The organism is Enterococcus sp. C50 (assembly GCF_040887505.1).
Classification (GTDB): Bacteria; Bacillota; Bacilli; order Lactobacillales; family Enterococcaceae; genus Enterococcus_B; species Enterococcus_B thailandicus.
Genome location: NZ_JBFOFW010000003.1, coordinates 1 through 13040, shown reverse-complemented (window position 1 = coordinate 13040; position 13040 = coordinate 1). Strand labels below are relative to the sequence as shown.

The 13040-nt window shown below is 35.3% G+C and carries 11 protein-coding genes; 4 read left to right on the top strand and 7 right to left on the bottom strand.

Going from position 1 to position 13040, the window contains the following annotated elements:
* Positions 1-116: 116 nt before the first annotated feature.
* Positions 117-1844 (top strand): adenine deaminase, encoded by a 1728-nt coding sequence (gene ade / locus AB3I20_RS04860; protein WP_368027037.1) that lies wholly within the window; start codon positions 117-119, stop codon positions 1842-1844.
* 290 nt (positions 1845-2134) lie between these two features.
* Here the strand turns inward: ade and trmB are convergent, their stop codons facing one another.
* The 4 genes from trmB to AB3I20_RS04840 form a co-directional block, all read right to left on the bottom strand.
* A complete protein-coding gene (gene trmB / locus AB3I20_RS04855) occupies positions 2135-2785 on the bottom strand; it encodes a tRNA (guanosine(46)-N7)-methyltransferase TrmB (protein WP_067483086.1) in 651 nt (216 codons plus the stop codon).
* A gap of 64 nt (positions 2786-2849) precedes the next feature.
* Positions 2850-3632, bottom strand: a complete 783-nt coding sequence (locus AB3I20_RS04850) for a phosphotransferase family protein (protein WP_172843754.1) — start codon at positions 3630-3632, stop codon at positions 2850-2852.
* Between the two features lie 288 nt (positions 3633-3920).
* Positions 3921-5132 (bottom strand): ABC transporter permease, encoded by a 1212-nt coding sequence (locus tag AB3I20_RS04845; RefSeq protein ID WP_067483088.1) that lies wholly within the window; start codon positions 5130-5132, stop codon positions 3921-3923.
* Complete coding sequence (locus AB3I20_RS04840) at positions 5129-5863, bottom strand: ABC transporter ATP-binding protein (protein WP_071868901.1); 735 nt, start codon at positions 5861-5863, stop codon at positions 5129-5131. Before AB3I20_RS04840 ends, AB3I20_RS04845 begins: the two co-directional genes overlap by 4 nt.
* 145 nt (positions 5864-6008) lie before the next feature.
* Between AB3I20_RS04840 and AB3I20_RS04835 the strand changes: the two genes are divergently transcribed.
* The 3 genes from AB3I20_RS04835 to AB3I20_RS04825 all read left to right on the top strand — a co-directional run bounded on the left by AB3I20_RS04835 (position 6009) and on the right by AB3I20_RS04825 (position 7981).
* Entirely contained in the window at positions 6009-6443 is a 435-nt protein-coding gene (locus AB3I20_RS04835) for an HIT family protein (protein ID WP_067483092.1), read from the top strand.
* On the top strand, positions 6436-6786 hold the full coding sequence (locus AB3I20_RS04830; RefSeq protein ID WP_095803843.1) for a YtxH domain-containing protein: 351 nt from the start codon (positions 6436-6438) through the stop codon (positions 6784-6786). Before AB3I20_RS04835 ends, AB3I20_RS04830 begins: the two co-directional genes overlap by 8 nt.
* Before the next feature lie 184 nt (positions 6787-6970).
* Entirely contained in the window at positions 6971-7981 is a 1011-nt protein-coding gene (locus AB3I20_RS04825; protein ID WP_067483096.1) for a peptidylprolyl isomerase, read from the top strand.
* 82 nt (positions 7982-8063) lie between these two features.
* On the opposite strand, the gene AB3I20_RS04820 is transcribed toward AB3I20_RS04825, so the two are convergent.
* From AB3I20_RS04820 to AB3I20_RS04810, 3 genes are read right to left on the bottom strand one after another with little or no spacing between them, the layout of a single operon-like run.
* Positions 8064-9008, bottom strand: coding sequence for a 3'-5' exoribonuclease YhaM family protein (locus AB3I20_RS04820; RefSeq protein ID WP_067483098.1), 945 nt, complete (start codon positions 9006-9008; stop codon positions 8064-8066).
* Between the two features lies 1 nt (position 9009).
* The gene (locus AB3I20_RS04815; protein ID WP_368027036.1) at positions 9010-11703 is read right to left on the bottom strand and encodes an AAA family ATPase; all 2694 of its coding nucleotides are present in this window, start codon (positions 11701-11703) and stop codon (positions 9010-9012) included.
* Positions 11700-12920 (bottom strand): DNA repair exonuclease, encoded by a 1221-nt coding sequence (locus AB3I20_RS04810; RefSeq protein ID WP_067483124.1) that lies wholly within the window; start codon positions 12918-12920, stop codon positions 11700-11702. The genes AB3I20_RS04815 and AB3I20_RS04810 overlap by 4 nt, the downstream gene beginning before the upstream one ends.
* Positions 12921-13040 lie beyond the last annotated feature (120 nt).

Here is a 13040-nt window from a genome sequence, read left to right as displayed (position 1 = left end):
TAAAAACATACGCTTTTATCAATTTTTTATCGTAAATTTTGATAATTTCATAAAAAATGTTGGCTAAATCCGAATTTGTGTTATACTATTAAAAATTTATCTTAGGAGGCGCCACCTTGGAATCATTGCTAAAAAAACATCTTTTAGTTGCGAGCAAACAACAACCAGCAGATTTAGTTATCAAGAATGCCAAAATCGTCAATGTCTTTACCAGAAAAATTATGTCAGGTACCCTTGCTATCAGTGACGGAAAAATCATTGGAATTGGCGAATATGAAGGGAAACAAACTTACGATGCAAATCATCAGTACTTAGTTCCAGGTTTTATTGATGGGCATGTTCATATTGAAAGCTCTCTGCTTTGTCCACAAGAATTTGCTAAAATTTCTGTGTTGCATGGTGTGACAACTGTTGTAACAGATCCTCATGAGATTGGAAACGTTGCTGGCAGTACCGGCTTGAAATTCATGCTGGAAGATGCTAAAAAAGCACCGATGAATATTTTTTTCATGCTCCCTTCTTGTGTTCCCGTTACACCTTTTGAAACAAATGGCGCTGTCCTAGATGCCGAAACCTTGGCGACCTTCTTAGAAATGCCTGAAGTTCTTGGCCTTGCTGAAGTAATGAACTATCAAGCAGTCGCAAATGCTGAAACAGAAATTTTAGACAAACTTCAATTAATGCTTGATCATCACAAAAAAATTGATGGCCACGCAGCTGGAATTACTGGTGATGCGTTGAATGTTTATCCTGTTGCTGGTATTCGGACTGACCACGAAGCCACAACTGCTGAAGAAGCGAGAGAAAGACTTGATTTAGGGATGTACTTGATGATTCGTGAAGGGACTGTTGCAAAAGATTTAGCTGCTCTCTTTCCAGCCATTACCCCAGAAAATTCTCGACGTTGCTTTTTTGTTACTGATGATAAGTTAATTAATGATTTAGTGAGTGAAGGATCGATTGATTATATCGTCCGAAAGGTGATTGAATTAGGGATGGACCCATTGCAAGCAATCCAAATGGCAACACTAAATGCAGCGGAATGTTTCGGTTTATCCACGATTGGCGCTGTTGCGCCAGGTTATCAAGCCGACTTTTTCTTAACAGATAACCTTGAAACATTACCAATTCGAGAAGTATTTCATAATGGTGAACAACTTGTGAACAATGGAAACTTTATCAGTGAAACAAGTGAACAACCAAAAAATTCTCTGATTGAGCACTTACCAAGCATGGCAGTTGCACCTCTAACAAAAGATTCTTTAAACCTGCCTTTAAGTTCAAATGAAGCCCATATCATCGAGATTATTCCTAACAGTTTGCTTACTAATGATTTACTTGCAGAAGTCACTGTTCAATCTGGGGTCTTTGTTCCTTCTATTGAAAAAGATTACCTGAAAATTGCTGTTATTGAACGACACAAAGAAACTGGAAATATTGGTCTGGGCATCGTCAAAGGTTTCGAACTAAAAGAGGGCGCCTTAGCAACTACGATTTCGCATGATTCTCATAATATTGTTGTCGTCGGAACAAACGATGAGGATATGCTTTTTGCTATAGAACAGCTAATCAAAAAAGGTGGTGGCATGATTGCTGTCAATCATCAACAGGAATTAGCAAGCTTACCACTTAAGATTGGCGGATTGATGTCTCAAAAACCTTTTTTAGAAGTGAATCAAGAATTAACTAGCTTAACAAATGCTGCCCATCAAATTGGTGCTAGTCAGCTCTTCGATCCCTTTTTGACCTTATCATTTTTAACATTATCTGTTATTCCTGAGTTAAAAATCACAGATATGGGACTTTTTTCCTTTTCAAAATTCCAACTTATTCCGCCATGCTAACAAGAAAATGTCTGTAGCAGAAATAGTCCGCTTAGTAAATAAAAAAAATTACCAGAACTTGTTTCTCAAATTTTTGCGTAATTTAAGTTTACTTGGAAGAAATTACTTCTTGAACATTGCAGCTGAAGGTTATGGCACAACGCACTTAACCCCGAAAAATCACTCATAGCTGACAAAAATAGCGTTCCATATTTTTAGATTGTTGTGAATGATTTTGAAGAGTTGATTTAGGAATATCTCTTATTCGAAAAAAGGAGGTGTGACAAGACTTTTGTCACACCTCCTTTTAATTATTTTGTTTTATCTTTAAATTGCGCTTCCACTCGATAAATCCGTTGGCCACGAGAAGAAAATTTTTCTTCATACTCTGTCATAATATTTCCTTCAAATGTGCTCTCATGTAAATCAAGCCAGACTTGTTTGATAATCATACCATACTGTGAAAAACTTGCTAAGGAATACTCAAACAATCCTTGATTATCTGTTTTGAAATGGATTTCACCAGCTGGTCGTAAAATTTGTTCATCCACCGCTAAAAAGGTTTTAAAAGTCAAACGACGTTTTTCATGACGCTTTTTTGGCCATGGATCAGAAAAGTTCAAATAAATCTGATCGACTTCACTGTCCGCAAAATACTCTGTCAGTGCTGAGCCATCAACATGAAGTAATTTCAAATTAGGTAGCGGCTCTTCAATCAATTTATCTAATGCCAGAGAAATAACACTGACTTGCATTTCCACGCCAATGTAATTGATTTCTGGATGTGCCTTTGCCATTCCATTGATGAATTGACCTTTTCCCATTCCAATTTCGATATGAATTGGATGATTGTTACCAAAGAGTTCAGCCCATTGACCTTTCCATTCAGTTGGATCACTAATAACAAACTCTGGGTGTGCCGCTAATAATTCTGTTGCACCAGGACGATTTCTAACACGCATAATTCATAATTCCTTTCTCAAATAAAAAAGGTTGGCCAAATCTCCAAAGAGTTTGGGCTCAACCTCAGCCACTAAAAATTCGTTTTAATTGTAAAATTTCTTCATTCATTCGTCGGTCATCTCCTCGAAGGCAATACCGAGTAATTTCTTGTAATAAATTCATCACCGCGTACCAGTGAAGTTTCTCGAGAACTTCATTCGTTGGGCGAATACCATAACTAATCAACCATTGATTCCAATTTGAAAGTGGAACATAATTTCCTAAAATCGTTCCAATATCAACTGCTGGGTCAGCGAACATGATTGAATCCCAATCAACTAAATATAAATAATTTTTACAGACTAGCCAATTACGATGGTTCACATCTCCATGAACAACAGCAAAATCTTTTTTATCTGTATGAGGAACCTGTTGACTCAAAAATTGATGCACAAGTTGGATAAACTGATTTTTTTTTAGTATTTCTGGGAGTTCTTGGTTGTATTTCTTCAACATCGTCTCAGGTGTGACAACGCGACCACCTATTCGATTCAACATTGTTTTTAATGATTCAGAATGATGTAAATGGTATAAAACATCAATAACATCGTTTCTTTGCCCAATTTCTGCGGTAGTCAATAAGCGACCATCTAACCACTCTTGAGCTGTTAATGTATCTCCGTTCCCTGTTCTTTTAGTCCAAACAAGTTTTGGAGTAATTCCTTCTCGAGATAACGCAGCAAGCATGGGGGTCGTATTACGCTTGATGAAGACCTTATCCTCATCACGCATGCCTATGTATGTTTTTCCTGTATCACCTTTGATGGGCCGTAACCGCCACTCTTGGTCTAACTGAAACTCCATCATGCTTTCTCCCATCCTCTTAAACTCTTTCATTTGCAGTAATTATTATTCTAGTCGCCCAGACACATAACGTCAAGCACATATACGTTCTTTTTCAGCATTTTTTCATTCAAAAAACCAACTTTTCTAAAAAAGAAAAATAGGGGCTAAGACAAAAGTAGCTTAAATAGAAAAAACGCCTAAAATTCGTTTTTGAAAACGTTGATTTTAGGCGTTTTTTAAATTAAAAAATGCGTTAAAAATGACTGGATTTTTAGTTTTGTCTCAGTCTCATTTCGTCTTGGACAGTTCTTACTCTGCCAGTTTTTTCAGACGTGTAGGAACGTACATTTTTACGAACAGAAAAACAAAGATCAGATAAACCAAAATAGGAATCCAGCGTTCTATTCCAGACAAAACAAACGCTGCAATTACTCCAAAAATAAGAGCTGCTAAAACTAATATTCCCAACAATAATTGCTGAATAGCTGTTTTTTTCTGCGCCTCTTTTACAGGATACAATTGAACTAACACCATATAGCGAAATTGACTATACAATGGTAGCAATTGGAAACCAATCAAGTACAAGAATAATGCGCCAATAATCAGACTAAATGTTAAATCTGTTACCCCTACGATCAGTAAACTGCCAATCAATAGTAATCTCAAATATAGTCCACTAAAATCTGAACCACGGGCAAATCGTCTAGCATACAAGTAAAGATATGTTTTACTTTGATCCCCTTTAATTTTCTTCAATAGCGGATCTAGGTAACGACGTCGTTTTACCTTTGCTGAAATTTCTGGTACATCGGTAAATAAATTGATAAATTGATAAATTTGATGAAGGCGGCTTTCTTCCATTTGAATCATTTTTTCCCAATCAAGCTGTACTTCATTTTTTCGCCATAAATACCAATAATAAATACCTGCTTGTATCAAGGAACCAGCTAAACCTAACCAAATGGATGCATAAAAAGTAAGTAATAAAATGGCAAAAGCTGAAACATACCATCCCATTTTAAACCAACGTAACACTTGACTAGAAAATCGAAAAAGTTCTGCCCGTTTCACTTGTAGATGACCCGTTTTTAGGCTGATAAGTAAGACCAAATAAATTAGGTACATTGAAAATGGCTGACCGGTACTCACTACTATTAACGGCATTGCAAATCCACTAGCTAAAAATAAAACAACTGATGGAAATACACAAGAATAGCGAAACGCTTCACTTAAGTACGCTCGCATTGCTTTTTCTTTCGGCAATAAAAAAACAATATCTGCTGCCTCTGCAAAAGTAGCAATTTTTCCTACCGCCAAGCTAAGCAGCCAAAAAATTGAAACAATCAGTCCACCAAATACAAAAGAAGGAGTTAAATTCTTTAGCCAACTGGAATAATAAAAGCCAATTCCTCCCACCAAAAAAAGACAAACTAACACAAAATGATCATTGAAAACATAGCGCATATACTTTAGCATTTTTTTTTGGTGTCTAGCTAAACGTTTTCGAAAAAAATCATTCATGCTTCTTGCTCCTTCGTTAATGCGACATAAATCTCATCCAGTGATGAATCCGGAAGATTGAATGCTTGCCTTAGCTCTTGTAGTGTCCCTTGCGCTCGAACTTCACCATTATGTAAAACAATAAAGCGATCACAGTATTTTTCAGCAGTTGCCAAAATATGCGTTGACATCAAAATCGCAGAACCACTTTGTTTCATTTCAACCATCAATTCTAACAACGCATTGATTGCTAAAGGATCAAGTCCTAAAAAAGGTTCATCAATGATATATAGCGATGGTTCAATCAAAAAAGCACATAAAATCATGACTTTTTGCTTCATTCCTTTTGAAAAATTAGCAGGAAACCAGTCTAAACGTTTTTCCAAGCGAAACGTCTCTAATAATTTTTCTGCTCGTTTCAGCGCTACTTCCAGTGGAATATCATAAGCCATAGCAGTCACTTCAATATGTTCACGTAAAGTTAATTCTTCATATAATGAAGGTGTTTCTGGAATATAGCCAATTTGTTTCCGATAATTTTCACTATCACTTTTTAATGTTAGATCATCAATTTCAATTTTTCCTTTAGTTGCTTCTAACAACCCAATGATATGTTTGATCGTTGTACTTTTACCAGCACCATTTAAGCCAATCAAGCCAACCATTTCACCTGAATGTACTTCAAAACTTATATCTTTTAAAACAGGAAGATGTCCATATCCCCCCGTCACATGTTCAATCGTTAAACTCATTTCTTTTCCTCCAATGATCTTGTTTACTCGCTCTTTTATTATACCATGAAGAAAATGGCGACAATTTGTTTTTTTCCTTACAACCATCGGAACTTATGGTAAAGTTAACTTAGCCAAAATATTCTTAGCAGAAAGGATGTCTCGAATGGAAAACTGTATTTTTTGCAAAATTATCAACCAAGAAATTCCTAGCTATAAAATTTATGAGGATGACAAAGTGTATGCGTTTTTGGACTTATCACAAGCTACAAAGGGCCACACCTTAGTCGTACCCAAACGCCACGTTTCTGATATTTTTGATTACGACCAAGAACTAGCTGGTGCTGTCTTTTCACGTGTGCCGAAAATTGCTCGTGGTCTAGAAAAGGCATTTCCTGATATGAAAGGTTTAAATATTTTGAATAACAATCGCGAGTTGGCATACCAGTCAGTATTTCACTCGCATATCCATCTGGTACCACGCTACGCAAAAACAGATGATTTTTCAATTCATTTTGGTAATCATCAAGCAGATTACTCAGCAAGTGAATTGACAGCTATTCAGGAAATCATTGAAGCGCAGGTGAACGACATTGATTAAAAACTTTCTTAAAGGTCTCGTATTTGGTTCAGCTGTAGGTGCTGTAGGTGGACTTCTTTTTGCCCCAAGAAGTGGCAATGATACCCGCCAAAAATTAATTGACGAGTTAGATGAAGCTGCTGATTTAACGATGGAATTAAATAATAGTCTCAGCCACTTTAAAGAGGCATTGATTGAAACAAAAGAAACGGCATCTACCCTTATTCCAGAGTTTCAAGACTCTATTCAAAAAGATGTACAGGAATTTAAATTTCAAGCAGAACCAAGAATTGCTCAAATCCAAGAACAAGTAGAAAAAATTTCTGCAAGCTTGCCTGAACTTCCTGAAGAAAATCTTCATTAATTGAGTCAAAATACAACGATTATGCATTCTAAACTGTTTTTTTGTTATACTCTCGTAATGAATGTGATTAAAACATGAATTTTCTTTGAAACTATTCACTAGAAGCTTTTTTTTAGGAATTAGAATATGGTATAGTTGTAGATGTGAACAACTAAATATAAAAAAACAGGAGTGCAAAACTAAAATGAAAAGAAAAAAAATAATTTTAGCAGCGACTAGTGCCTTAGCTGTCCTAACGCTAGCTGCTTGTTCTGATGGTACAAACAAAGATATCGCTACAATGAAAGGTGGAACAATCACTGTTTCTGACTTTTATGACGAAGCAAAATTGGAATCATCTAACCAAACTTTAGTTCAACGAATGATTATTTACAAAGTATTCAATAACAAATATGGCGACAAAGTAACTGATAAAAAAGTTGATGCTGAATACAAAAAACAAGCAGAATCATTAGGTGATGGTTTTGAATCTCAATTGAAAGCTGCTGGTTACACAGAAGATTCTTACAAAGATTATATCCGTAACAACCTAGCTCTTGAAGCTGGACTGAAAGCACATGTTGATATCACTAAAGATGACTTAAAAACTGCTTGGGAATCTTTCCATCCAGAAGTTGAAGCACAAATCATCAAACTTTCAAGTGAAGATGATGCGAAAAGTGTCAAAGAAAAAGCTGATAAAGGTGATGATTTCACTAAATTAGCAAAAGAAAACTCAACTGATACAACAACTAAAGATGACGGTGGCAAAATCAAATTTGATTCTGAAACAACAACTGTCCCTAACGAAGTGAAAGAAGCTGCTTTTAAATTAAAAGATGGCGAAATTTCTGACGTGATTTCTGCAACAAATGCTTCCACTTATGCAACTGATTACTACGTTGTAAAAATGGTTAAAACTTCTTCTAAAGGCGACGACATGGATAAATACAAAGATGAATTAAAAGAAATCGCCACTCAAACAAAATTGAACGATAGCGCATTTACAACAAAAGTTATCGGTGAAGTATTAAAAGAAGCTAACGTGAAAATCAAAGACGATGCTTTCGAAAGTGTCTTGAGCGCATTCACAACATCTTCTTCAGGTTCAGAAGCAACATCTGATTCTGAAAAATCAACAGATTCTTCATCTACAGAAAAATCAACTGAAGCAACTGATAGCTCAGAAACAGCAACTACAGACTCTTCAAAATAAATTTTGCAACTAAAAAAGAAGTAAAGCAGACTCGTGCTATTGAGTCGCTTTACTTCTTTTTTTTATTGTTTAAACAAACTAGTTAAATCTCTTTTGGTACATAGAAACTGCGGTTATCCATACCAAAAATTCGATCTGTATATTTTCCAGGTTCCGTTTGACGAATAGAAGTCAACATCATTTGCATTGACGCATCAATATTATCAATTTGATGTAAAATTTCAGCTTCCATGATTCTTGGTCGCACAGGTGAACCATATTCCAATAGCCCATGATGTGCTAGCACCATGTGTCTTAGCACTAAAACATCTTCATCTTCTTCACTGATTTTCAATGCAATACAAGCTTTAGTAATTTCTTCATCTACAAGGACTAAATGCCCTACCAAATTACCAGCTAACGTGTATTCTGTTGACATTGGACCAGATAACTCAATGACTTTACCCAAGTCATGTAAAATAATCCCAGCATATAGTAATGCGCGATTGATTTCTGGATATTCATCTGCAATTGCTTTTCCTAAGTGAAGCATCGTTAATGTATGATAAGCTAGACCACTAGCAAACGCATGATGATTTCTTTTTGCTGCTGGAAACTCGAAAAATTGTTTTTGATACTTATTTAATAAATACCGTACGATACGATTCCAGTGTGCATTCGTAATTTCAAACAATAATTGATTGATTTCTTCTTCCATTACTTCTTTTTTTATTGGCGCCCGTTCCATATAAAGACTAGGGTCACTAGGTTCATCAATTTTTGTTAAACGCATATGGATAATTTTCACTTGAGGATTTCCTTGATACATTTCTCTTTTACCACTCAAAAATACCACAGTTCCCGCAGTAAATTTGCTGATTTCTTCCTCAGAAGCATCCCAATATTTTCCATCAATCGTTCCAGAAGTATCTTGGAAAGTAAACGCAATAAATTTTTTACCGTTTTTTGCCATTCTTACATCAGCATTTTTTATTAAGACGAACAATTCAAACTGTTCATCAATGACTAATTCACGAATTTTTTTCATCTTATGCTCCTTCTAACCTTTTCACGGATTGTTGTAACTCTTGATAATAGCTTAACATTTCTTTGTCAGAAGAAAAACAAATTATCTGATACTTTTTACCAAACTCTGCTAAAAGTTTTGCTAAGTAATACTTTCTGTTCGAATCATAATGTAGCCATCCATCGTCAATAATTACTGGACAAAGTGCTCGATTTGCTTCCAAAGAAAGATAAGCAAACCGCATTGCCATGATTAATTGATCTTTGGTACCTGTAGACAGTTCATAAATAGGAAACTCTGTCTTTCCATCTGTGAGCGTCAGCAAGTCTTCTTTTAATAAAATCCTTTGATACTTGCCGTCAGTTAGTAATCCAAAATAATAAGTAGCCTCTTTTAACAACTGTGGCAATTGTCGCTCACTCATTTCAGTCGATAGATCGCCTAAAAAAGTGCCGGCAACTTCATATGCTCCCCACTGCACCATCAAGTGTTCTAATTCTGCCTTTTGACGGCTTTCTTCTTGATACAGTTCATCAAGTGTACCATCTTTTTGTAATTCCTCAACTTGAATGTTCAAGCGTTGTTGTTGTTCACTTGCAGCTTTTTCTTCTAGTTGTCGTTGTCGTTGCAGTTGGTCTAAACGAATGATTTCTTGTTCTAAAAATACGCGTGTCATTTTTTCAGGAAATAATGGTGTTACTATTTTACTTAACTCAGCAAGTCTTTCTTTTTTTTGAATCGTTTCGTGGGCTTTTTGCAGAAATAGTGGCACCTCAGATGGATAAGCAAGCTGTGCCTCATTAAGTTGTTGCGTATACTCTTGTAGCCACGCTTTTTGTTTCTTCTTCAATTGATTAATTTCTTGCGTGAGTAAGGTATTTTGCTGGTAGCTACGAGCAAATTTCATTTGTTCCATTTCTTGAACAAATTGTGCCAGTAGGTCCATTTTTTCAGAAATGAGTTTATCTTGAACTGGTAGCCATTCTTGAACAACATCAAATTTTTGCTCTAGGAATAGTAACTTTTCTTGAATCTCTCTTTCTCTTTTTTGCTTTCGTTCATAAATAGCACAAAGACGTTGATAATCCGTAACTTCTTGACCATACTCCTTCATCAGCTCCACTGTATTCAATTGCTTTAGGGACCATTGAGTAGCCAAATACTGTACTTGTTGATCAAGCTGTTGTTGCATTCGTTGATTTTGTTTCCTATTTTCTTCAACTTCTGCGATTTGTGCAGAAGCGACATCCAATTGCCCCAGTTTTTCTTGCCACATTCCTTTGACTTCTAATGAATTACTTTTGCTATCTTTTTCTTTGTTAAGAAAGTAGCTTCCTACAAGCCCTGCTCCACCAAGTAATGAGATTATTTTCCAAGGGAAAGGCAATAACAAGCCTAGGACGATGAAAACTCCACCAGCAACCATATAAGGAATACTATTACGCTTTTTTTTCTCCATCTGCTGGTTCTGTAAAAGAAAAGGGTAACGCGCTTCTAACTGGCTAATTTCTGCATCAATCAATTCCTGTTGTTCTTTTGCAATTTGTAGTCGAATTGTCAATTGTTGGTCTTCTTCTTGAAATTGTCTATTTTGTGAAAACAGTGCCTTCCATTCGGGGCTTTGCTGAAATTCTACTGGCTGATTTTGTCTTTGCCAACCCCAGCGTTCTTCTAAAATCTTTAACTCTGCTTCTGTTTCTCGTGTTTCTACCTGAAGTCTTTGCCATTCATTGACTAACTGCTCAACTTGAGTCTGTTCCTTTAAAAGAGCTTTTAATTCTGTTTCTTGTTCTAAGAAAAAATAGTATCGTGCTGATTGCTGATCCATGCCGCTATGTTTTTCTAACGTTGATTCTAGTTCTTCCAAACGTTCACTCATTTGTTGATACCTGCTAGAAAACTCTTGCAAATCTGTCAGTAACTGTTCACTTGGTAATTCATTAAGTGTATTTTCTTGTAATTCTTGCCATTCTTCATAAAGTGAAAAATTGATTTTTTGCTGATTTAGTTGCAATAATTTTTCATTGTTCCTTGATAATTCTTGTCTCAACTTATCTTGCTTTTTTTTTGCAGCCTGTTCTTGCATTACAAGTTGGCTAAAAAAATCTTCTTGTGCTTGTTTCTGATAAATTTTTTCTTGTAAACTTTTCCAACTATTTAATTTTTGATTAATAAGTAATTTTTGACCTTTTTTCTTATATAAATTTTGAGCTTGATTATAATACTCTTGTCGCTTTTGAAAAACTTGTGAACTTCCAGTAATACCTAGTGAAATCAGCATATCATGTAGTTCTTTTTCTCTAAGATGATCCAATTCTGATAACTGTTCTTGTTGAAAAGTGAAAACTTGCTGAAATAATTCTCTAGTCAATGGTGAAATCAGCTGTCCTAGGAGTACTTCACTTCCTGTTTGTTCACCAAAAACAACTTTTGCCTTTCCACGATTCTGTTGTTTATAGCGCTCGACCATAAATTCACCATGAACAGGATGTTCGAACCAGACACGACCACCATAAGCCGCTCCATCTTTTGGTGTATAGTCTTTCTTTTTTCTCCCTTTTGATGGAAAACCAAAGAGGATTGCTTGAATAAACTGATAAACAGTCGATTTTCCTGCTTCGTTTTCGCCATAAATCAATTGATTACCTGAAGAAAAATCAAAACTCTTTTGGCGCCATTTTCCAAAAGCATTAATCTCAATCCGTAAAATTTTCATTCATTATCCTCCTTGAATTGAAAATCCTGATTGATTAATTCTTGTGCAGCAAGTAATGTCTCACTCTGATAATCAGGTAACTCATTCAATAATTTTGTTGCTTCTGGATGGCTATACAATTCACTCAAAATTTGTTTGAAATCTTGAGGAATTTGATAACTTTCAAATAATTGATACTTCAATTTTTTTGAAACAGTTACGGTTATTTGTTTCTGAACAGTATCCTTCATAAGAACAATACGCCATATAAATAAATTTGATGTATACTTTCTTAATTCTTCAATTAAATATTCTAATACTTCACCAGAATCAATTCGCTCCACAATATCCATTCCCAAATGTTCATAGTTAACAATCTCTAGCTCAATTAGATGAAATTTATTGTTAGAAATTTCCAGTTGTCGTTGAACCATGGGGAAAATCTCGTTAGTTGTTCGAACTTGCTCAAAAGAAATTTTTTGACGATGCCAATATACTTCAGCTACTTCTATAGGCGTTGTTTGATATTCACTTCGCTTCAATTCTACTAATGAAACAGACGTTGAAGTTTGTTCCTTTCTCGTGTGTCCTTGAGGTGCGCCAGAATATACGATTCTTCCATGATTGCTAACGATAGTTGGAACATGGATATGACCTAACGCCCAATAATCATAATTTTTTTCTTGCATTTGACTGGAACTAAATGGAGCATAGTTACCATGATCTTTTGTGCCCAATTCCCCGTGATACATTCCAACATGATAATCGACATTTGCTCGAGAGGGGAACTCTAGTACTTTTTCTTGTTGTATCCATGGATGACAATAGCTAAAAGCACTGATAGCAACTTTTTCACCCGAATTTAGTTTCAGCACTTTTGTTTTTACTTCTTCATCTACAAACAAATGAACATTTTCAGGAAATTCAAACCAATATCTTTCTTTCTGATAATAATCATGGTTCCCAAAAATCATATATACAGGAATATTTATTCGGTTTAAACGTTCCATTTGTTCAAAAAAGTGTTTTTGTGTTTTAAGTGAAGGTTTGTTTTGATGAAAAGTATCTCCAGCAAACAGAACAAAGTCAACTTCATGGAACACTGCTTGATCTACAATATTTGCTAGAACAATCTGATTTGCCTGTATTAATTTTTCTTGAACACGTTTATCGAATGGAATGGATCCTTCAAAAGATCTATCTATATGTAAATCAGCCGCGTGGATAAATTTCACTATCAAATTCCCTCCTTTTTTCTTTTATCATAACATTTTTATGTGTTTTTTTCACCCGAACACGAAAGTTTGTTCGCTTTTTTAATATAGAAATTTTATGAGAATACAAAAAAACAGATGAGC

Bases quoted from the DNA above. Each gene is read 5' to 3' on its own strand.
- trmB (WP_067483086.1), bottom strand. From the start codon at position 2,785: ATGCGTGTTAGAAATCGTCCTGGTGCAACAGAATTATTAGCGGCACAC.
- AB3I20_RS04850 (WP_172843754.1), bottom strand. From the start codon at position 3,632: ATGATGGAGTTTCAGTTAGACCAAGAGTGGCGGTTACGGCCCATCAAA.
- AB3I20_RS04845 (WP_067483088.1), bottom strand. From the start codon at position 5,132: ATGAATGATTTTTTTCGAAAACGTTTAGCTAGACACCAAAAAAAAATG.
- AB3I20_RS04840 (WP_071868901.1), bottom strand. From the start codon at position 5,863: ATGAGTTTAACGATTGAACATGTGACGGGGGGATATGGACATCTTCCT.
- AB3I20_RS04835 (WP_067483092.1), top strand. From the start codon at position 6,009: ATGGAAAACTGTATTTTTTGCAAAATTATCAACCAAGAAATTCCTAGC.
- AB3I20_RS04825 (WP_067483096.1), top strand. From the start codon at position 6,971: ATGAAAAGAAAAAAAATAATTTTAGCAGCGACTAGTGCCTTAGCTGTC.
- AB3I20_RS04820 (WP_067483098.1), bottom strand. From the start codon at position 9,008: ATGAAAAAAATTCGTGAATTAGTCATTGATGAACAGTTTGAATTGTTC.
- AB3I20_RS04815 (WP_368027036.1), bottom strand. From the start codon at position 11,703: ATGAAAATTTTACGGATTGAGATTAATGCTTTTGGAAAATGGCGCCAA.